General features: G+C 53.3%; 20 protein-coding genes. 12 read left to right on the top strand and 8 right to left on the bottom strand.

Going from position 1 to position 19,692, the window contains the following annotated elements; genetic code table 11:
• Positions 1 to 181: 181 nt before the first annotated feature.
• Positions 182 to 652, bottom strand: coding sequence for a hypothetical protein (locus tag INF58_RS08240; RefSeq protein ID WP_063868698.1), 471 nt, complete (start codon positions 650 to 652; stop codon positions 182 to 184).
• Positions 653 to 670: 18 nt separating this feature from the next.
• A complete protein-coding gene (locus tag INF58_RS08235) occupies positions 671 to 1,483 on the bottom strand; it encodes a winged helix-turn-helix domain-containing protein (protein ID WP_193527487.1) in 813 nt (270 codons plus the stop codon).
• 374 nt (positions 1,484 to 1,857) lie between these two features.
• Between INF58_RS08235 and INF58_RS08230 the strand changes: the two genes are divergently transcribed.
• The 4 genes from INF58_RS08230 to INF58_RS08215 are packed head-to-tail and all read left to right on the top strand — an operon-like array spanning position 1,858 to position 6,775.
• Positions 1,858 to 2,442, top strand: coding sequence for a fimbrial protein (locus INF58_RS08230; RefSeq protein WP_107534369.1), 585 nt, complete (start codon positions 1,858 to 1,860; stop codon positions 2,440 to 2,442).
• Positions 2,443 to 2,494: 52 nt separating this feature from the next.
• The gene (locus INF58_RS08225) at positions 2,495 to 3,187 is read left to right on the top strand and encodes a molecular chaperone (RefSeq protein ID WP_193527486.1); all 693 of its coding nucleotides are present in this window, start codon (positions 2,495 to 2,497) and stop codon (positions 3,185 to 3,187) included.
• A gap of 15 nt (positions 3,188 to 3,202) precedes the next feature.
• A complete protein-coding gene (locus tag INF58_RS08220) occupies positions 3,203 to 5,695 on the top strand; it encodes a fimbria/pilus outer membrane usher protein (RefSeq protein WP_193527485.1) in 2,493 nt (830 codons plus the stop codon).
• Positions 5,696 to 5,710: 15 nt separating this feature from the next.
• Positions 5,711 to 6,775 (top strand): fimbrial protein, encoded by a 1,065-nt coding sequence (locus tag INF58_RS08215; RefSeq protein ID WP_107534363.1) that lies wholly within the window; start codon positions 5,711 to 5,713, stop codon positions 6,773 to 6,775.
• 6 nt (positions 6,776 to 6,781) lie between these two features.
• Here the strand turns inward: INF58_RS08215 and INF58_RS08210 are convergent, their stop codons facing one another.
• A complete protein-coding gene (locus tag INF58_RS08210) occupies positions 6,782 to 7,417 on the bottom strand; it encodes a LuxR C-terminal-related transcriptional regulator (protein ID WP_193527538.1) in 636 nt (211 codons plus the stop codon).
• Positions 7,418 to 7,992: 575 nt separating this feature from the next.
• Here INF58_RS08210 and INF58_RS08205 point away from each other — a divergent pair.
• Together INF58_RS08205 and INF58_RS08200 are read left to right on the top strand one after the other, a co-directional pair.
• Positions 7,993 to 8,613: a LuxR C-terminal-related transcriptional regulator gene (locus INF58_RS08205; RefSeq protein WP_063868682.1), complete on the top strand. Its 621-nt coding sequence runs from the start codon at positions 7,993 to 7,995 to the stop codon at positions 8,611 to 8,613.
• Positions 8,614 to 8,687: 74 nt separating this feature from the next.
• A complete protein-coding gene (locus tag INF58_RS08200; RefSeq protein WP_107534359.1) occupies positions 8,688 to 9,368 on the top strand; it encodes an EAL domain-containing protein in 681 nt (226 codons plus the stop codon).
• A gap of 18 nt (positions 9,369 to 9,386) precedes the next feature.
• Here INF58_RS08200 and nlpA read toward each other — a convergent pair whose 3' ends face one another.
• The 3 genes from nlpA to INF58_RS08190 form a co-directional block, all read right to left on the bottom strand.
• Positions 9,387 to 10,187: a lipoprotein NlpA gene (gene nlpA / locus INF58_RS08195; protein ID WP_193527484.1), complete on the bottom strand. Its 801-nt coding sequence runs from the start codon at positions 10,185 to 10,187 to the stop codon at positions 9,387 to 9,389.
• Positions 10,188 to 10,261: 74 nt separating this feature from the next.
• Positions 10,262 to 10,555 (bottom strand): antitoxin, encoded by a 294-nt coding sequence (locus INF58_RS20930; RefSeq protein WP_227415045.1) that lies wholly within the window; start codon positions 10,553 to 10,555, stop codon positions 10,262 to 10,264.
• A 117-nt stretch (positions 10,556 to 10,672) separates the two neighbouring features.
• On the bottom strand, positions 10,673 to 12,172 hold the full coding sequence (locus INF58_RS08190; RefSeq protein WP_193527483.1) for an MDR family MFS transporter: 1,500 nt from the start codon (positions 12,170 to 12,172) through the stop codon (positions 10,673 to 10,675).
• Between the two features lie 79 nt (positions 12,173 to 12,251).
• Here INF58_RS08190 and INF58_RS08185 point away from each other — a divergent pair, with 79 nt between their 5' ends.
• Positions 12,252 to 12,899 carry a TetR/AcrR family transcriptional regulator gene (locus tag INF58_RS08185; protein ID WP_193527482.1) on the top strand — a complete coding sequence of 216 codons (648 nt, stop codon included), beginning with the start codon at positions 12,252 to 12,254 and terminating at the stop codon, positions 12,897 to 12,899.
• Here INF58_RS08185 and INF58_RS08180 read toward each other — a convergent pair.
• Both INF58_RS08180 and INF58_RS08175 read right to left on the bottom strand, forming a co-directional pair.
• The gene (locus INF58_RS08180; protein ID WP_193527481.1) at positions 12,896 to 13,315 is read right to left on the bottom strand and encodes a GNAT family N-acetyltransferase; all 420 of its coding nucleotides are present in this window, start codon (positions 13,313 to 13,315) and stop codon (positions 12,896 to 12,898) included. The genes INF58_RS08185 and INF58_RS08180 overlap by 4 nt on opposite strands.
• Before the next feature lie 255 nt (positions 13,316 to 13,570).
• Positions 13,571 to 14,521: a LacI family DNA-binding transcriptional regulator gene (locus INF58_RS08175; RefSeq protein ID WP_063452081.1), complete on the bottom strand. Its 951-nt coding sequence runs from the start codon at positions 14,519 to 14,521 to the stop codon at positions 13,571 to 13,573.
• Positions 14,522 to 14,814: 293 nt separating this feature from the next.
• On the opposite strand from INF58_RS08175, the gene INF58_RS08170 reads away from it, so the two are divergent.
• From INF58_RS08170 to INF58_RS08150, 5 genes are all read left to right on the top strand, one after another.
• Positions 14,815 to 15,129, top strand: a complete 315-nt coding sequence (locus tag INF58_RS08170) for a PTS sugar transporter subunit IIB (RefSeq protein ID WP_045336018.1) — start codon at positions 14,815 to 14,817, stop codon at positions 15,127 to 15,129.
• 11 nt (positions 15,130 to 15,140) lie between these two features.
• Positions 15,141 to 16,469: a PTS cellobiose transporter subunit IIC gene (locus tag INF58_RS08165; RefSeq protein WP_003861036.1), complete on the top strand. Its 1,329-nt coding sequence runs from the start codon at positions 15,141 to 15,143 to the stop codon at positions 16,467 to 16,469.
• A gap of 17 nt (positions 16,470 to 16,486) precedes the next feature.
• The gene (locus INF58_RS08160) at positions 16,487 to 17,863 is read left to right on the top strand and encodes a glycoside hydrolase family 1 protein (protein ID WP_193527480.1); all 1,377 of its coding nucleotides are present in this window, start codon (positions 16,487 to 16,489) and stop codon (positions 17,861 to 17,863) included.
• 5 nt (positions 17,864 to 17,868) lie between these two features.
• Complete coding sequence (locus INF58_RS08155) at positions 17,869 to 18,171, top strand: PTS lactose/cellobiose transporter subunit IIA (RefSeq protein ID WP_014168006.1); 303 nt, start codon at positions 17,869 to 17,871, stop codon at positions 18,169 to 18,171.
• Between the two features lie 136 nt (positions 18,172 to 18,307).
• Positions 18,308 to 19,687: a carbohydrate porin gene (locus INF58_RS08150; protein WP_063868667.1), complete on the top strand. Its 1,380-nt coding sequence runs from the start codon at positions 18,308 to 18,310 to the stop codon at positions 19,685 to 19,687.
• Positions 19,688 to 19,692 lie beyond the last annotated feature (5 nt).

Raw genomic sequence — 19,692 nt, 5'->3', positions numbered from 1 at the left:
CCCTTTTTCGAGGCGGAGTATAGACAGCCGCAAAATAACGAGGCAATACAGAAAAATTCACTCGGCGGTGCGCAACAATAAAAACATAAATAAATCTCCCGTATCTTATTGTTACGTATTGAGTAAATTACTCAACTTCTCGAGCGATAGATAAATATCGATTTTTCAGTAAAGAGAAATATCAGGACGTTGGAACAGCCACACACATCATTACAGGTAAAACCAGCCCCTTAATTAACCAGGCGTGCGGTTTAACGCTGGTAATATAGAAGAAGTTGATATTATCAAGTAACATTTCGTTTACAACACCATCCGGCGCTACATCATCTTCAGATTTATTCAGCTTTTTATCCTTAATATAAAAGATATTGCTTCCGTCGACTTTTTCTACGCTAAGCGTGTAATTCCTGTCAATCAGGTAGCTTTTGCCCTCTTTCTTTAGCACGCCTTTGTGAATAACCGTCACAACATCTTTGTTGTTAAACAGGAATAGCGTGGTTAACGACATATCGGTTAAATCACCCGTGGAATAGGTTTTCCAGGAAATGGTATCTGACTGGCAGCCAAACCCCTCATCCTGCGTTCTGGTAAAATAGACCCACACTAAGGCGATAACAGAAAGTACCAGTACGATACCGAACATGACACTCATTTTAGTCCTTGACATATTTTAACTCCCGGTCAGGCTTCTGTAAGAAATGCAGTTCTTATAATCGTCGATACTGTCCTGCTGATAACAGATAGCCAAAAAATAATTTTCTATCTGTGACTTTTTAAACCTGGAATAGTAAGCGTCGGCAACCTGGTGTTGACAGTCGGTATGTTGTTTTGCAAGGACCTCTTTTACGTGATTAAAGTAGTGTTGCCGCGGTTGAAACATATTCTTATCGATAAGGTATACCGTACACCTGTCCACTTTACCGAGCAGATGCATATCAGAATCTTTCAGGCTCTCGGCATAGGACACTCTCTGGTGCAACAGTAAAATAACGGTGCCAATAACGATAACCAGTAACAACGTGCACAGTGAAAGAAAGAGCGTATGCATCGATATTATTCGTTTAGGCGGATCGGCGTCTTTCTTATGCAGTAATGTATCAGCCTCTTCAGAAGCAGATTGTTCGCTAAGCGCTGACACAACCGGCGGCCTGACCGTGTGATGCTCAATATGCGCGGCAAGGCTGAAGCCCTTGCCGCGTATGGTTTTTATCAGCAACGGGTCGCACCCTAATGTTCGAAACGCTTTTCTGATTTCACTGACGGCAACGTTCAGACTCACCGAGGAGCCGGAGAAGCCATGGTCCTCCCAGACCTTCTTTATCAGGTCATCTCTGTCGAGTGTTTTACCATTGTTGATGATAAGTTCATAAAGCAGACGTCCCGCCTGGTTAGATAACTTAATGGATGACTCTTCCTCTCCATTAATCATGATCATACCGGCATCCACTTCATAAAGCATTGTAAGATCAATGAGATACTTCATATAATTATTACGCCATTGTTAAAATTTTGTGCATTTGCCAGGCAATAATAAGTCTAAAGTTTATGTGGTCAAGTCGCGTGATATTAATTAAGAGAGGAATTCATAAAGCTTCATTAATTAACGATTATTAATTCATTAATAAAAATCTTCGAACTTACGCATTTAGGTTAAAACATTAAAAAAAACGTCCAGACAAGATTATAATCTTAAACTTTCGAAGTTGTTGGAATAATGTTTTGTTGTGTACATTTTTAGTGCAACATAATATCGTCAAAGCACTTTCCCGCGTCGCCATGCGTCTAGCCGGTACATCAGGGACATGTGTAGCCGATTAACATTCATTCTAAATTACACAAATCTTTATGGAGTTTATCATGTTCAAATCGATCATGACCGTTTCACTTCTGGCTGCCGCTGTGGCTTCTACCAGCGCTATGGCCGCAGACAATTCGGCGGGTGGTATCATTAACTTTACCGGCGCAATTACCGATACAACCTGTACCATTAACGGTGGTAAAAGCGCGGACTTTACCGTTGCGCTTTCCCCTATTACGGTAAAAGATGCAGGCACCACGGTTGGCCTGATCACCAAGAATAAAAAATCTATTTCGCTGACCTTCTCAGGCTGTACGCCGGCAGCAGGAACGACCGGTACTCCGCTGAAAATTTATTTCTCCAGCGCGGATAATATCTCCACTGACGGTAAATACCTGCTGAATAACAGCGTGAACGAAAACGATGCCAGCGTGGCGCGTAATGTTGGCTTTGCGCTGGTAGAGACAGGCTCGTCTACGCCTATTACGCTGAACCAGGCTTACACTACCAAGATTATGGGCACATCGACCAAGCCAGATTCCGAAACGCTGACGCTGGATGTTTATTACTATAAAACAAACGCCGCTGCCGCAACGGTGGGCGAGTTAAGCTCCAACGTAACGTATACCATTTCCTACCTGTAATAATGATTATTCAGGCTCTGCTTTCGCAGAGCCTGCATTTAAGGTTGCAATCATGCGCAAGGCAATTTTGCTGGCAGGCTTACTGCTAAGCACGGGTCACTCATGGGCCAATATTGTCATTAATGGCACCCGTGTCCTTTATCCTGAAAATAACAAAGAGGTGATCGTCCAGTTAATGAATACGGGCGATGCGCCCGCTCTGGTGCAATCCTGGATAGATGACGGTGATATTAATTCCACGCCGGAAACCGCAAATGTGCCGTTTCTGCTGTCGCCACCGGTGATAAAGGTCGATGAACATAATGGCCAACAGCTTCGCATTAAAAAGCTGCCGTCCAGTTTACCTGCGGATCGCGAATCCGTCTTTTTCCTGAATGTCCTCGACATTCCGCCCAAGCCTGAAAATTTGCAAAACCAGAATACCGTTCAGCTGGCGATTAAATCCCGTATCAAGCTTTTTTATCGGCCCGCTGCACTTACAGGCACGCTGGATGACGCGGTGGCGAAACTGACGCTCGCCGCCGACGGCGATCGCCTTCGCATCGCCAATAACAGCCCGTTCCATATTACTGTGGCCAATATTTCGCTGGGTAAAACGAAATTACTCCAGGAATCCCCGATGGTTTCCCCGTTTGGGCAGCTGACGGTTACCACAAAAAATACGGTTAAGCGCGGACAGACCCTCGAGCTGATGTATGTGGACGATCTTGGCGCGTATAAAACCCGGACTTTCACCAGTCAGTGATCGGAAAGACTCACCATGAAAATGAAACAAAACAGACTCTGTCTGCTGGCAGTCTGCACGCTTCTGCTTTCGCATAAATCAGGGGCCGTCTCGTTTGATCCCTCCCTGCTTGCTGGCGCATCCGGTGAGTCCGATCTGTCACGCTTTTCCGAAAACAACGTCATGCCTGCCGGCAGTCAGGAGATGGATATCTACGTAAACGGCAGCTGGAGGGGGCGTTATACCGTCATCTACGGCGAGCAGCGTGACGACATCCGTCTTGCCTGGAAAGATGCCCAGTCGCTTGGCATTAATACCGCGTCCGTTCCTGCGCCTGCCATTGCGCATGGGCAGGTCCAGCTGCGCGATCTGGTTCAGGGCGGTGAAGTCAAAACCGATACCAGTACCCTGAGCCTGGCGCTCACCGTTCCGCAGGCGGCCGTGCTGCGTACAGAAGAAGGTTACATTGCCCCCCAGTTCTGGAGCGAAGGGATCCCGGCGCTGATGCTCTCGTGGAACACGACCTGGTATAACACCCGTACTAAGGGCACGGCGAAAGACACGAACGATGATTTTTATGCCGGGCTGGATTCCGGCCTTAACCTGTTCGGCTGGCAGTTTCGCGACAGCAGCGCCTGGCGGAAATCGGCCAGCGGGGAGAGCCAGTGGCAGAATAATACCCGTTACCTGCGCCGCCCCCTGGCCTCGCTGACCTCCAACCTGACGCTGGGTGACTTTTACATGCCGGGCGATCTGTTTGATTCGATGCGCGTGCGCGGCGTGTCGCTGGCGTCGGACATGAAAATGCGCCCAAATTCGCAGCAGGGTTTTTCACCGGTGGTTCACGGCGTGGCGCGGACGAACGCCCTGGTGAAAGTTATCCAGAACGGCAACGTGATCTACCAGGAGAACGTGCCGCCAGGCCAGTTTACGCTCGACAGCATTCAGCCTACCGGCTCTGCGGGCGATCTGCTGGTCGTTGTGCGTGAGGCAGACGGATCGCAGCAGTCCTTCACGGTGCCGTTTTCCGCCGTGCCCGGCATGTTAAAAGAGGGAGTAAGTCAGTACAGCGTGGTGGCGGGTAAAGTGCACCAGAACACGCTCGACGCCGAACCCGCATTTATGCAGGCTACGCTACGCTACGGGTTCAACAACCTTATCACCGGGTATACCGGGACGATTATTAGCGATGACTACCAGGCCGGGCTTGTCGGTACCGGGTGGAACCTTCCCTTTGGCGCGGTCTCGTTTGATGTCACCCACGCTAAAACCACCCTACAGGATCGCACCAGCAGCGGTCAGAGCTACCGCGTGTCGTACAGCAAATTTATCGATACCACCGCCACCAACTTCACCCTGGCGGCCTATCGCTATTCCACTAAAGGCTATTACAGCTTTAGCGACGCACTCTATTCACGTGAAGGGTATCAGCGCCTCAGAGCGCAATACGACGAATACGAAGATCGGTTTGGCGTGGCGCCCGACATGTCCCTGAGCACCTGGGATGCCCTGCGCGCCGCACAGCCCAAAAACACCTTCACGCTTAACCTTAATCAGCGCCTGCTCGATAACTGGGGCACGGTATTTATCTCCGGCACACAGCGCGATTACTGGAATTCGCAGCAAACCACGCGCGAGTATCAGATGGGCTATTCCAACGCCATTGGCCGCGCCAGCTATACCCTGTCGGCCAGCCGGGTGCGTAATAAAGACAGCGAAGAAGAGACACGCCTTTATCTCTCTCTCAGCCTGCCGTTCTCGCTGTTTGATAATAATGCCTGGATCACCTCCAGCCTGACGGCCAGCGATTCACATTATGAGCAGAGCAACATCAGCATGAGCGGAAATGCGCTGGCGTCGAACCGCCTGAGCTACACCCTCTCCGGCAGTAATGCGCGTGGGGGTAAAAATGCGGCAAGTGTTAACGCGGCGTACCGTTCGAACTTTGCGACACTCGGCGGCTCTTACAGCGAATCCTCTGACTACCGCCAGACCGGGCTCAGCGGACGGGGAAGCCTGGTGGCCTACCCATGGCACGTTCTCGCCTCAAACGAAACCGGCAGCACCATGACTATCGTCGATGCGCCTGAGGCGGAGGGGCTGATGGTGAACGGCGATGAAAGCATTGTGACTAACCGCGATGGCGTAGCGCTGGTGCCTTACGCTACCCCGTACCGCAAAAACGCCATTACGTTATCGCAAACGGAAAACAGCGCGGGGGCGGAAGTGATCGGCAACATGGCTAACGTGGCCCCTTACGACGGGGCGGTGAGCTATATCCGCTTTGAAACCGACAAACGCCAGTCGTGGGTGCTGCATGCGACGCGTGCCGACGGCAAACCGCTGCCCTTCGGGACCGAAGTGCTTGATGAAAACGGTGAGTCTGTCGGGTATGTCGGCCAGGCCAGCGTACTGTATATCCGCGCTGAACAGCCGCCACGCGCGCTCAACGTGCATCTCCGCGGCGGGAAGTGCGAAATCTCTGCCCCGGCCTGGGGGCTGAACAGCCCCTCATCGGTTTGCCATTAATTACGGATTATCATTATGTTACGATCATTCATGTTCCTGCTCCTCACCAGCATTAGCGGGATGAGCTATGCCACCTGCTCCGGCAGCAGCATCGTTTATGGCACGCCCATTACCGTGGATTTATCGGATAAGCTGAGCCCCGCCACGCCGACCTGGACAGGCAGCTTCTCCACCCAGTACAGCGGCTCGTTCAACTGCACGACGGGTAACAGCGAGTTTTCATACACGCCGATCCTGTCGACCGACAGTAAATACGCCACCATCCTCGGGTTCAGCAACAATAAGTATATGGTGCGGGCGGAGATCACCAATCCCCCGGCCAACAAAACGCTGCCCGCCAGCGGAAACCATACGGCGGCTGAACTGAACACGCCGTTTACGGTTCGCTTCACCCTCGTTAGCCAGAGCGGCACCACGCTGACGGGTGATACGGCGAACATGAGCGACGTTCTGTTCGTCAGCGACATGAGCGGATTGTCGTTTTTGGAAATCATCCTCTGGCCAATCAATCAGGTCATCAAAATCGCCCAGTGGTTATTCAGCGGGTTCAAGTGGCCTTACGACAACCGCGATATGTTTGGTCAGCCGATGATCATCAAATACGCGCCGAAGCTGACTACCTGCTCCTTTGACAACGCGGGGCTGACCGTGGCGCTTCCGACGCTCGGCATTCCCCAGCTCAGCGCGTCCTCACAGCCGGGGCTGACGCCTTTTTCACTGAACATGAGTTGTCAGAACGTCGGGGTTAACGGTAATTCCGATCGAACAATCGAGATGTTTCTTTCCAGCACGCAGCTGCTGTCAACCGACAGCTCGGTGCTGATCGACGGCAGCAGCAGCGCAGCGCAGGGCGTGGGGCTACGGCTGATAAAGCGCGATGCCCCGCAGACGCCGGTAACCTTTTCGACCTCAACCACCAGCCGCGGCAACGCCACGATGATTTTCAGTGTGGCGGCTGGCGCGGCGCTGAACGACCATTTCACCGTTCCTATGGCCGCGTACTATTACGTGTGGGCACCCGCCCGGTTAAGCCAGGGCAAGATCAATACCTCGGCTACGCTGAATATTATCTATCCCTGATGTGAACTATTCCTCCATCTTTCCAACCATTTGCACATACTTAATCAGTTCGCTATGGTTGGAAAGATTCAGCTTTTTCATCGCATTGTGTTTCTGCGTGGCAATGGTGCTTACCGAGCGGTTTCGATGACGGGCAATCTCGGTCGTTGAAAATCCTTCCACGATAAGATGAAGCACCTCCCACTCTCTGGCCGACAGGATAGATCGCGATCGGGAACCTGAACGCACTACCCGCCTGAGCCACGAAGAGAGCAACGGTTTTTGTTCATCCGTCATGAGCAACGCGGGTAATTCTTTTTTCAGTTCAGTTAATTCATCCTGCTGGCTGATGGTTAATTCAAATTTCATCTCCAGAACTTTTTTTAACAGCCCGTACGGCAGTTCGGGTACCAGAAGCACACGGCTGACGTGATGTGATTTACATAAAGATGTGAAACGGCTGCTGATCTCTGCACTCCACTCTTTATGATTTAGTAGATAATTAAATTCAGTGAAGAAAACATCCACATCATTATCCGCCACCGCCGCCAGAACCTGTTCTGTGGAATCGACCTGAGTAATCTTCAGTACGTAATCGGGTAAAAGGTCCTGGAGTGCCCGGCATATTATCTCTTTAAATATATTTATTTTGTAAAACACCATTACCCTTACGACACGCTCAGTATTATCCATATCTTTTCTAAATTCTCGTGACCGGAGGAAAATGATAATAGTTTATGTATTCACCACTCACAACCTCTTCGCGCCAGGATTTTATCCTACTCAGACTTAAAATTCTGAACAAGGACATTAAATTTATAGAAAAAATTCTATTTTATTCTGTAAACGCTTTTCTCTCGCAGACAAAGGTCTGTAGATAATCCTGAAACGATCGTAACCTTTCTGACATAAACACCAGTAAGCCACTGAAAAAACGGGGCATAAACCCCATTAAACAACCGCCAAAAGCTTATTATCCACGCTTTTGCAGAATAAAAATCTGGCATGAATATTATTAGAAGATTAAAAAGATTGCATTTATCATTAAAACCATTTTTCAATTTTATCTTCCGCTAATAATTGGCAGCAGCTTTACTCGACAGATTGTATTGGCTTACATTGATGTCATCGCATCGCGTTATTTGAAAAAAGTGTTCGCTATTCTTTGTGAAATAAGAGAGTGCGAGTCCACCAGTATCTCTTATATGGACTGTTTACTCAGCGAAAGGAGAATGCCAATGCAAAATAAAAAAACAATTCACGTTGCCGTTGTTGACAGCTGCGAATTCACGATGATTGGCCTGCAATCGCTTGGAAAGCGTGAGCCTGACGAAAAACAGGATGTTATTTTCCATGGATTTACACATATCGAAGAACTCGCTAAGAGTGAACAACTCTTTGATATCATCATTTATGATCCATTGAATACGCGTCATTTCCGGGTGACAACAAATGACGACATCCTTTGTATTAAACAGAAGCAAGTGACGGCGAAGATCTATATCTATTCGTTATCCGCAGGCTATTTGAAATTCAAACATGTTGATGGGGTAATCAGTAAAAGAGTCTCACTGGGGGATATCAAAGCGCTGTGGCAAATACTGATGAGCCAGACGCCGCAAGGATCTGGCCGTTACAACGTGGGCATGACCACCCGCTTACGCACCCCGGCAAGGCTGTCCAGCGAGGAGGCCAGCGTACTGCGCGGCTATTCCTGTAACCTCAAAACCAAGCAAATCGCCCGCCAGCTGGGGTGTAACGTCAGGCTGGTGTATTTCTATAAAAACAACGCCATGAACAAGCTGAAAGCCGTGCGTGGCCCCTCGTTTTACCAGAGCATTCGCTGGATCCTGAATTAAGAATTTGACCGTGTGTCGTTTGCCTTTTGTTCCCGTGTCCGCGGGAACCTTTTTCATTTTCTTAAGGCTGTAGCATGTATACCGTTCTTCCCTCTCCCCTGCTGCAACGTATCTCAGGGCTGCGATTTCAGCCGCTTGTCGATCTTCATTCGGGCCAGGTTTTCGCGCATGAAGTTCTCGTGGAGATCCATAACGTCAATCTGGAGATATTGTTTGCCTCTCTGCCTTCGCGCAGCGCGCTGCAAATCTTCTTCTGGCAGGCAAACACCCTTTTACAGATACCTGCCCGGGACGCTTACTGGCTAAACCTTCCCGCAGAACACCTTCTTAATGAACACGCTATCCGGCTGTTGCTGGCGTTGCGCCATCAGCACCGTCTAACGATTGAAATTCAGGATCCCCTCACCATTACGCGGCTGAGTGATGCTGAGCAAGGCCGTCTTCATACCACGCTTGTTCGGCTTAAAGAGGCGGGATGGCAAATCTGGCTGGACGATTTAACCCGGGAGCTGGCTGAGGCGTATGCGCGGCTTGCGCTGCCGCTGGACGGGGTAAAAATCGATCGCTCAGCGCTGCGGGAGCGCGCGCCGCTTGCCCCGTTTGTACAGGAGGTCAGGGCAGGCATCGCGCAATCAATTCTTATCGAAGGCATCGAGAATTCGCGGGATCTGGAGCGGGCCCGCGCGTCCGGCGCACAGTCTGGTCAGGGTTTTCTGTGGCCCGAAAGCCGCACCGATGCCCGCGTTACGCTATGAGGGCCAGCTTACCGTGGCCTACCAGCCCGGCACCGCGCCACCGTTAAAAAGGCTCTCTGCCGCTTTCGCCACTTCCGGCGACTGATAGGACTGGATAAATTCCTTCACGTTTTCGGCGTCTTTGTTGTCTTCACGCGTGACCACTATATTCACGTAAGGCGAGTTTTTGTCCTCAATAAAGACGCTGTCATGCACCGGCGACAGCCCCGTTTGCTGAAGATAAGTGGTACTGATGATGGCCACATCGACTTTCGGATCGTCCAGCACACGCGGCAGCTGCGCCCCTTCCAGCTCCATAATCTGTACGTGTTTGGGATTCGCGGTAATATCCAGTGCCGTCGGCAGCAGGCCAACATCCGGCTTAAGAGTAATCAGCTTCTCTTTTTGCAGCAGCAACAGCGCGCGACCCAGGTTGGTCGGATCGTTTGGAATCGCAATGGTGGCGCCGTCCTTCAGCTCAGCAACTGATTTTATCTTTCGGGAGTAGCCCGCCATCGGAAAGACAAAGGTATTGGCGACGGCGACCAGCGTGTAATTGTGCGCCTTGTTATCTTCCGCGAGAAACGGGCGGTGCTGGAAAAAGTTAGCATCCAGCTCGCCCTGGTTGGTGGCATCGTTGGGTAGCAGCGAGCCGCTAAAGCCCACCAGCTCCACGTCCAGACCGTATTTCTCCTTTGCCACCTTTTTGGCGACTTCCGCCACGTCCTGCTCAGCGCCATTAATCACGCCGACTTTAATGTGTTTGGCATCATTGCCGCCTTGATCGCAACCCGCCAGCAGCAGGCCCGCGAGCACCAGAGCACTCAACTGAAATTTCACGAGACAGTTCCTTTCGACAGTGGTTTTGAAGACTATATCGACAACGAGACGGCAGGCTAAAAAACGAAAAGGCATCAGTAAGACGGATAGGTTATATGCGGCCTGTTGCCGGGTGGCGCTGCGCTTACCCGGCCTACGTGACTCTGATTTCTCTCCTCCTTACTTAAAAATGAATCGGGTACATTCGTGTTTTCCAACAACCGGAAAAAATTATCCCAGGTTTTCACCTGCTCAGCCTTCGGGGTCAAAACCACATTCCCCTCCTCATCCCGGCGGATATAAACACTCTCCGTTTCAAACGCAAATTCCTCAGGCAAGACCACGGCCTGGTGTCGTCCTTTTTTGAATAGTTTCGCTGTGCGCTCCATGGCAACCTCTGTCGGTTTATTGACCAGCCCACAGCATGCGCTCGCGCCCCGGAAAGCGACAAGAGAGACATTTAAAATTCAGAAAGCGACTCGCAATAAATAACAGAACCGCTAACCTCACGCCTGCCGACGCAGCGGCGCTTCGCGCAAAAACCACGACAGCACAAACGCCAGCACCATAATCCCTGCCGCAAGCATAAACACCGCATGGATAGCCGAGCCGAACGCATCCAGATAGTCCAGACGCAGGGCATCAGGCAAATGGTGAATGGCAACGGGATTGAGTTCACGCGGCAGTTCAGCCCCTTCCGGCAGTCTTTCTGTCAGGCCTGATTGCAGAATATGGGTGAACACCGCGCCAAACAGCGCAACGCCAATAGCCCCGCCGATGGAGCGGAACAGCGTCACCCCAGAGGTCGCTACGCCGTATTGATCGGCAGACACGCTGTTCTGCACCGCCAGCACCAGCACCTGCATCACCAGCCCAAGCCCCATGCCGAGCACGCTGGTAAACAGATACAGCTGCCAGGTGGGGGACGTGACTGAAATGCGCGTCAGTAAGGCCATCCCCACCACGCCGAGCAGCGTGCCGAGGATCGGAAACAGGCGGTATTTCCCGGTGCGGCTGATGATGCGCCCGCTGATGATTGAGGTGAGCAACAGCCCGCCCATCAGGGGGATCAGCTGCAAACCGGCCTGCGTCGGCGTGGCATCTTTTACCACCTGTAAATAGAGCGGCAGGAAAGTGACGGAGCCAAACAGCGACATGCCGATAATAAAACCGATCAGGCTACAGAGCAGAAAGCTGCGGTCGCGGAACAGCGACAGCGGGATAATCGGCTCCCACGCCAGCCGCTCTTCGTAAATAAACCCGGCGATCCCCGTCAGGCCAAAGGCCAGAATGCACCACAGCTGCGGGTCGCTCCACTGGCGAAGCGTCCCCCCTTCGGTGGTAAACAGAATGATGCACAACAACGCCATGCTGAGGTAAATCGCCCCCAGGTAATCAATCTCGTGCTTGCTGCGCCGCGCGCTGCCGTGGAAGACCGCGCCAATAACGAGCAGCGCAAACAGCCCCAGCGGCAGGTTGATGTAGAAAATCCAGCGCCAGGAGGCGTGCTGAACGAGAAACCCGCCGATAAGCGGGCCTATCACCGTCGCCAGGCCAAACACGCCGCCAAACAGCCCCTGATAGCGACCACGCTCGGCAGGCGGGATCACATCCGCCACGGCCGCCATGCTGATCACCATCAGACCGCCGCCCCCCAGCCCTTGCAGGGCGCGCATCAGCACCAGCTGGGTCATGTTCTGCGCCAGACCGCACAGTGCCGACCCCACAAGGAAAAGCACAATCGCGATTTGCAGGACGATTTTACGCCCAAACAGATCGCCGAATTTGCCGTACAGCGGTACCACGATGGTCGAACTGAGGATATAGGCCGTCACCACCCAGGAGAGCTTATCCAGCCCGCCCAGCTCGCCGACGATGGTCGGCAACGCGGTGGAGACAATGGTCTGGTCCAGCGCCGAGAGCAGCATCACCAGCAGAAGTGCGCTGAACAGCAGCTTGATCGACGGCGCGTTTTTCGCAGGTTGAGTCATGACGTCAGACTCCATAAGAGAATCGCTTGAAATTAATTAATCGAATAATTAATATTCAGGTAAGTTATGGATAAGATCAAGAGACAGCGCGACCGTGCCAGCACTAAAAGACAATTCTGAACCCCGCCGTCCCGGTCGTCCGCGCGGCGGCAAACGCGTTACCGCCAGCCGCGAGCAGCTGCTGGATATCGCCCTGAACCTCTTTTCCCGCCAGGGGATTGCCAATACCTCGCTGAACGCCATCGCCCGCGAAGCTGGCGTGACGCCCGCCATGCTGCACTATTACTTCAACTCCAGAGAGCAGCTGCTGGATGCGATGATCGAGGAGCGCTTTCTGCCGTTACGCGAGCGGATCGGGACCATTTTCGCCGACAACCGGGAGTCTCCGGTCAATGCCCTTACGAAAATGGTTAAGGTGCTGGCCGAACTGGCGGAAGAGCACCACTGGTTTGCACCGTTGTGGATGCAGGAGGTGATTGGCGAGATGCCGGTACTGCGTACGCATTTGCAGGAACGTTTTGGCGATGAGAAATATCAGACCACGCTGGCAACCATTAAAGGCTGGCAGCAGGAAGGAAAGCTGAATCCGGCCCTGGCCCCCGAACTGCTGTTCACGTCGCTGCTGAGCCTGGTGCTGGTGCCGTTCTCACGCATGCGCAACGACGAGAGGCTTAGCGCCCTCTCGCCGGAGAAAGTTGTGCGCCACGTGTTAGCCGTGATCGGCAACGGGATCGGCGGTTAAAGATGTTTGGTCAGATAGTGTCTCTGCATTCCCTGATAAGGGTAATCCTGCAAGGACATCTGCACCTGATAACCCTGCTTTTCATAGAACGGACGCGCCTGGAAGCTGACCGTATCCACCAGCGCGTGACGACAGCCTTTGCGGCGGGCCTCTTCTTCGGCCGTTTTGATGAGCTGGCTGCCAACGCCCGTTCCGCGCACGCTGTCGCTAACCCACAGAAAGTCGATGTTCAGCCAGTCGCCTTTACGTACGCCGATTAATCCGCCCAGCATGACGCCGTTGTCGTCTCGCACATATACGCCAATATCGCCGCTAAACGTCGCAAGATCTAAATACTGCGCGTTATAGGCTCTTAGCCCCGTTAATAATTCTTCTTTTTCTTCAGCCGTGACGTTCTCTGTCGTGGTCAGATGCATAGCGTTCTCCTTATTTTTTGTGCTGTTTCACTATCGCACAGATGCATAGCAGGGAAAATTCATACTTTCGGCTGGGGTCATGACGCTGAAAGCCGCCCTATATTTCAGGAAAAAGCCGTGGCTTTACCGGAGGTCAAGATGAAATCAGCGCACCTGGGCGCCTGTTGGGATGCGGTGAGTCAGGTAGATTGTATGGAAGATTACTGAGGGTTAAGCGCCGGGTGACGCTACGCTTACCCGGCCTGGAAAACATCTCTAACGCTTGCGCACATCCGGAATAATTAAATCCCCACGCAGCACGTACGACCCCAGCATCTGCGTTTTTTCATTCAGCCAGGTCACGATGCGCGCCGCCATGGCGTCCATGGAATACTCAATAGCCGGGATCACCGGGATACCCGGCAGATGCAGCGAACCGGCCAGGCTAAAGACCATGATGTCTTCCGGTACCGATTTATTAAACGCCTGAAGCTGCGGGATCACCCGCTGGGCTTCCTGCTCGTCTGCCACCAGCAGCGCGTTGAAGTTCAGCGTGGACGCGTTGTTGAGTAATTCCTGAAGTGCAACGGACGACGAGGTCGCGTCCATAAACACGAGGTTGCGATTAAAGGGCAGAAAGTTTTTCTCCAGCGCGTGCTTGTAGCCCAGCAGCACCTGGTCAGCGAATCCGCTGCCGTGCGGATGGATCAGGGCAATCTGGCGGCGCCCCTGGCTGGTGAGGTAGTTACACGCCGTTTCAGCCGCGAACGCGTGATCGAACTGAATGCTGTTGGCGTTATCGGCCTCCATGCAGTCGACCAGAATCACGTTGTCCATGTCGACATCCAGCGGGAAACGCGCGCCAATCACCAGAATGTCATCACATAAGCCGCAGGAGAGTTCTTCAAGGGCGTTCATCACTTCTGTTTTGGTGTGCGCGAAACGCAGCAGCAGGTGTTTCTGATGCTGGCTGAGGTGCTTTTCCAGCGCGTAAAGGTAACCGGTGGTCTGGTTAATGTTCTCCTGCGCGCAAATCACCCCAATGCAGCCCGTCGACTGGCTGAGCAGCGACTGGGCAATCACGTTAGGACGATAGTTCAGCTCATCCACCGCTTTCAGCACAGCCTGACGGCTGGCTTCCTTAACGCCACGCGACCCGCTCAACACCCGTGATACCGTGGCTTTGGACACCCCGGCCAGACGTGATACATCGTTGATTGTAGACATCTTTCTCCCCTGTCAGACGCAACTGGCGCCTGTAATTTCCATCACCGCTACGGCTCACATTATAGCCAGAACGGAGTATATCCGTTTCCGTTTTCCATGGAAACCGATTTTCCGTTTCCACTCAAATTGATGTCAAAACAGCCAAATTATGTGACCCACATCCAGTTAATAAGCCCCATAAGCAGGGGATATTGATGGTTGTCACACTTCTGTCTTTTATAAATGGAAACCGGTTTCCGTATCATGTCCAATCATCCTCGCAATAACTTTTTACATTTTGAGGATGGTTGTCGATGTTCAAGATTATGCTGTGCTGCTCTGCCGGGATGTCCACCAGCCTGCTGGTCAGCAAAATGGTCGATGTTGCAAAAGAACGGGGCTTGCCCGTGAAGATAGATGCGTACGGCGTATCCGAATTTGATACGCAGTTTCCGCACTATCAGGTGGTACTTCTCGGACCGCAAGTGAAATACATGTTAAAGACGCTTTCAGACAAGGCAGCGACGCAAGGCATTCCGGTGCAGCCCATCGACATGATGGACTATGGCATGCAGCGTGGCGATAAAGTACTGGACTATGCTCTGTCGCTCATCGAAGCGGCACACTAAAAGGTGTTCACATGAGTTCGTTATATCAATCTATGGTCGCGGTCATTGAGCAATCAATTACCCCGCTGGCCGCGAAGCTGGGTCAGCAAAAGTATGTGATTGCCATCCGCGACGGCTTTACCGCCGCGCTGCCGTTCATGATCATCGGCTCGTTTATGCTGGTGTTTATCTTCCCGCCGTTTTCGGCGGATACCACCAACAGCTTCGCCCGCGGCTGGCTGGACTTTTCCGAGACCTACCGCGAACAGCTGATGCTGCCGTTTAACCTCAGCATGGGGGTGATGACGTTCTTTATCTCGGTGGGGATTGGCGCGAGCCTGGGACGTCAGTTTAACCTCGACCCGGTGATGTCCGGTCTGCTGGCCTTTATGGCTTTCCTGCTGGTCGCCGCGCCGTATGCCGACGGGAAGATCTCCACGCAGTACCTCTCTGGTCAGGGCATTTTCACCGCGCTGATCACTGCGATTTACTCTACCCGCGTCTATGCGTGGCTGAAGCAGAACAACGTCACCATCCGCCTGCCGAAGGAAGTGCCAACCGGCGTGGCACGTTCGTTTGAGATCCTGATCCCGGTGATGGTGGTGATCGGGACGCTGCACCCGCTGAACCTGTTCATTGAAGCGCAGACCGGCATGATTATCCCGCAGGCGATCATGCACCTGCTGGAGCCGCTGGTCTCGGCGTCTGACTCCCTGCCCGCCATTCTGCTCTCCGTGCTGCTGTGCCAGATCTTCTGGTTTGCCGGTATTCACGGGTCGCTGATTGTCACCGGCATCATGAACCCGTTCTGGATGGCGAACCTCTCGGCAAACCAGGCGGCACTGGCGGCGGGCGCAGCGCTGCCGCACGTTTATCTGCAAGGCTTCTGGGACCACTACCTGCTGATTGGCGGCGTAGGCTCAACCCTACCGCTGGCGTTCCTGCTGCTGCGCAGCCGCGTTACGCACCTGCGCACCATCGGCAAAATGGGCGTTGTGCCAAGCTTCTTTAACATCAACGAACCGATTCTGTTCGGCGCGCCGATCATCATGAACCCGATGCTGTTTATCCCGTTTGTGTTTGTTCCGCTGGTCAACGCCTGCCTGGCGTACGGCGCGACGAAGCTCGGCTGGCTGGCGCAGGTGGTGTCATTAACCCCGTGGACCACCCCCGCGCCGATTGGCGCCTCGTGGGCGGCGAACTGGGCGCTCAGCCCGGTGGTGATGTGCCTCGTCTGCATGGTGATGTCGGCGCTGATGTACCTGCCGTTCCTGCGCGCCTACGAGCGTACGCTCATCAAAAACGAAGAGCAGAAAGCGCAGGCTGCAACCGTGGGTGCCGCTGAAGCCACAAGCAATTAAGTCAAAGAGGAAGAGTCATGAAATACGCATTTCCCGATAACTTCTGGTGGGGCAGCGCCAGCTCCGCTCTCCAGACCGAAGGGGCAAGAGTGGGGGAAACCACGTGGGATTACTGGTTTGCCCGCGAGCCGAACCGTTTTCACAACGGCGTGGGGCCGCAGCAAACCTCCACGTTTTATCAGCACTGGAAAACGGATATTCAGCTGTTAAAACAGCTGAACCACAACAGCTTTCGCACCTCGATTAGCTGGGCGCGCCTGATCCCCGACGGTATCGGTGAAGTGAACCCGGAAGCGGTCGATTTTTACAATCAGGTCATTAATGAGCTGAATGAACAGGGCATCACGCCGTTTATGACCCTGTTCCATTTCGACATGCCGATGGCGATGCAGGAGATCGGCGGCTGGGAAAACCGTGACGTGGTGGACGCTTACGCCCGCTATGCGCAGATTTGCTTCGAGCTATTTGGCGATCGCGTGCTGCACTGGTTTACCTTCAACGAGCCGATTGTGCCGGTTGAGGGCGGTTATCTGTACGACTTCCACTACCCGAACGTGGTGGATTTTCGTCGGGCGGCCACCGTGGCGTATCACACCGTGCTGGCCCACGCGAAGGCGGTTCAGGCCTACCGCGCCGGTCATTACGCGGGGGAGATCGGCATCGTACTGAACCTGACGCCGTCCTACCCGCGTTCGCAGAACCCGGCGGACGTGAAGGCCGCGCACATTGCAGACCTGATGTTTAACCGCAGCTTCCTTGACCCGGTCCTGCGCGGGGAATATCCGGCGGACCTGGTGGCGCTGCTGAAGGCGTACGACCAGCTGCCTGCCTGCAAGCCGGAAGACAGCGCGCTGATTGCGGAAGGAAAAATCGACCTGCTCGGCGTGAACTACTATCAGCCACGTCGCGTGAAGTGTCGCGACAGCGCGGTGAACCCGCAGGCGCCGTTTATGCCGGAGTGGTTCTTTGATAGCTACGAGATGCCGGGCCGCAAGATGAACCCGCACCGCGGCTGGGAAATCTACGCGCCGGGGATTTACGATATTCTGGTCAACCTGCGCGACAATTACGGTAACCCTCGCTGCTTTATTTCGGAAAACGGCATGGGCGTCGAAAATGAACAGCGCTTTATAGAAAATGGTCAGATTAACGATCAATACCGCATCGAGTTTATTTCAGAGCATTTATCGTGGCTGCATAAAGGGATTAGCGAAGAGTGCAATTGCCTTGGCTACCATATGTGGACGTTTATTGATAACTGGTCGTGGTGTAATGCGTATAAAAACCGCTACGGTTTTATACAGCTCGATTTAGAGACGCAGCAGCGCACTATGAAGAAAAGCGGCGAGTGGTTTGCCGCCACTGCCTTAAATAATAGTTTTGAAAAAGAGTAATAATGATGATCGCACTAGAAGAAGCCGTAATGGAAATTATCGTCAACGCCGGGCAGTCCCGCAGCCTGTGCTTTGAAGCGCTGCACGCGGCGCGCCAGGGGAACCTTGATGAAGCCAAAAGCCTGCTGCGCGAAGCCGACGGCTACGCGCGCCAGGCGCACAAGATGCAGACCAAACTGATCGAGCAGGATGCGGGCGAAGCCCGCCAGCCGATGACGTTAATTATGGTGCACGCCCAGGATCATTTAATGAATTCCCTGCTGGCGCGTGAATTATCTGAAGAAATTATTCATTTATATCAGAGATAGTCTATGGCGAATTAATTACTGTAATACCTCTGTACCCTAAATAGAGATCCACTTGTTCTGATGATAGCGACATACTCTGTCAGATCGGAGCGGGATGGTTATTGTCTGAATAAAATTAAACTATATTGAGATAACCATGAATACGATTAAAAAACTTCCATTAACCATGGCGGTTATCGCCGCGCTGTGCCCAATTTCCGTCCTCGCACAAGAATTTACCCAGGAGCAAATCGACGCCATTGTGGCCAAAGCGGTGGATAAAGCCCTGGCCGAGCGTCAGGCCAAAATGGATGCGGCGGTCGCGAAAAAAGCGGACGTCATTACCGAGCCGCAGAGCGCGGCGCAGTCTCCAGATATGGCGATCCCGTTCGGGGTGAAATTTACCGGCTACGCCCGCTACGGCGCGCACTTCCAGGCCGCCGATCAGAAATACGTGGCGGTGGACGGCTCCTACAACGGCGCGTCCGCGATTGGTCGTCTGGGTAACGAAGGCAACGGCGGTGAATTCCAGCTCTCCAAGGCCTTCAAAGGGGACAACGGCGCCATCTGGGACATCAACGTGATGATCGACCACTGGGGCGACGAAGTTAACCTGAAGAAAGCCTACGCGGGCGTGACCAACATTATGGCCTCCAACCCGAACGCCTACTTCTGGGCCGGGCGTGACTTCCACCAGCGTCCGCAGCAGGGCATTAACGATTACTTCTGGATGAACCACGACGGCCAGGGCGCCGGGGTGAAGAACTTCGACATTGGCGGCGTGCAGTTTGACGTGGCTGCCGTGGCGGCGGTCGAATCCTGTAGCCCGGAGGTGATGGAAGACGAAGCGAACCCGTCGCGCATCACCTGTACCGGCGGTTCCGGCACGGGCGATAAGGGCAACTACGCCGCGACCTCCAAAATTCACGGCATGAAGCTCGGCCCGATCGACATGGAGCTGTACGCCAACTACGGCTTCGACTCTAAAGCCGTTGAGAGCGACGAACGCCTGAACGCCTGGCAGGGCGGCGTGGTGCTGAGCCACACCAACGACAGCGGCGTGAACAAGGTGATCGCCCGCTACTCCGATAACGCGGACAACAGCGTGTTCAACAAAACCGAAGACCTGACCACGGTCTACGCCAGCTTCGAAGGGCTGTATAAATTCACCCAGGCCACGCAGGTGGAGTACATCCTCGCCTTCCACGACTATGACAACAGCCGCGATGACGCCGACAACCGCAAGAACTACAACGCCATCGTGCGCCCGATGCACTGGTGGAACGACGTTCACTCCACCTGGCTGGAAGCGGGCTGGCAGCACGTTGACTACGACAACGGCGGCGACAACAAGGGCTGGAAGCTGACCCTGTCGCAGAACATGTCTATCGCCATGGGGCCGGAGTTCCGTCCGATGCTGCGCTTCTACGTAACCGGCGGCAAGGTGGATAACGAACGCACCGCGCGCGTAAACAATACCAAAGACGAGACGCTCGACGACTTCAACGTCGGCGCAATGTGGGAGGCGTGGTTCTAATACAG

The organism is Enterobacter cloacae complex sp. P24RS, from assembly GCF_014982165.1.
GTDB classification, from domain to species: domain Bacteria; phylum Pseudomonadota; class Gammaproteobacteria; order Enterobacterales; family Enterobacteriaceae; genus Enterobacter; species Enterobacter quasihormaechei.
Note: the sequence above shows the minus strand (reverse complement) of the source record. Positions and strands in the feature narration are given on the sequence as shown.

Excerpts from the sequence above, each read along its gene's own strand:
- INF58_RS08180 (WP_193527481.1), bottom strand. The coding sequence starts at position 13,315 with ATGCATCTGACCACGACAGAGAACGTCACGGCTGAAGAAAAAGAAGAA.
- INF58_RS08150 (WP_063868667.1), top strand. The coding sequence starts at position 18,308 with ATGAATACGATTAAAAAACTTCCATTAACCATGGCGGTTATCGCCGCG.
- INF58_RS08190 (WP_193527483.1), bottom strand. The coding sequence starts at position 12,172 with ATGGAGTCTGACGTCATGACTCAACCTGCGAAAAACGCGCCGTCGATC.
- INF58_RS08235 (WP_193527487.1), bottom strand. The coding sequence starts at position 1,483 with ATGAAGTATCTCATTGATCTTACAATGCTTTATGAAGTGGATGCCGGT.
- INF58_RS08165 (WP_003861036.1), top strand. The coding sequence starts at position 15,141 with ATGAGTTCGTTATATCAATCTATGGTCGCGGTCATTGAGCAATCAATT.
- INF58_RS20930 (WP_227415045.1), bottom strand. The coding sequence starts at position 10,555 with ATGGAGCGCACAGCGAAACTATTCAAAAAAGGACGACACCAGGCCGTG.
- INF58_RS08225 (WP_193527486.1), top strand. The coding sequence starts at position 2,495 with ATGCGCAAGGCAATTTTGCTGGCAGGCTTACTGCTAAGCACGGGTCAC.
- INF58_RS08160 (WP_193527480.1), top strand. The coding sequence starts at position 16,487 with ATGAAATACGCATTTCCCGATAACTTCTGGTGGGGCAGCGCCAGCTCC.
- INF58_RS08155 (WP_014168006.1), top strand. The coding sequence starts at position 17,869 with ATGATCGCACTAGAAGAAGCCGTAATGGAAATTATCGTCAACGCCGGG.
- INF58_RS08175 (WP_063452081.1), bottom strand. The coding sequence starts at position 14,521 with ATGTCTACAATCAACGATGTATCACGTCTGGCCGGGGTGTCCAAAGCC.
- INF58_RS08230 (WP_107534369.1), top strand. The coding sequence starts at position 1,858 with ATGTTCAAATCGATCATGACCGTTTCACTTCTGGCTGCCGCTGTGGCT.
- INF58_RS08205 (WP_063868682.1), top strand. The coding sequence starts at position 7,993 with ATGCAAAATAAAAAAACAATTCACGTTGCCGTTGTTGACAGCTGCGAA.
- INF58_RS08200 (WP_107534359.1), top strand. The coding sequence starts at position 8,688 with ATGTATACCGTTCTTCCCTCTCCCCTGCTGCAACGTATCTCAGGGCTG.
- INF58_RS08220 (WP_193527485.1), top strand. The coding sequence starts at position 3,203 with ATGAAAATGAAACAAAACAGACTCTGTCTGCTGGCAGTCTGCACGCTT.
- INF58_RS08210 (WP_193527538.1), bottom strand. The coding sequence starts at position 7,417 with ATGGTGTTTTACAAAATAAATATATTTAAAGAGATAATATGCCGGGCA.
- INF58_RS08215 (WP_107534363.1), top strand. The coding sequence starts at position 5,711 with ATGTTACGATCATTCATGTTCCTGCTCCTCACCAGCATTAGCGGGATG.
- INF58_RS08170 (WP_045336018.1), top strand. The coding sequence starts at position 14,815 with ATGTTCAAGATTATGCTGTGCTGCTCTGCCGGGATGTCCACCAGCCTG.
- INF58_RS08240 (WP_063868698.1), bottom strand. The coding sequence starts at position 652 with ATGAGTGTCATGTTCGGTATCGTACTGGTACTTTCTGTTATCGCCTTA.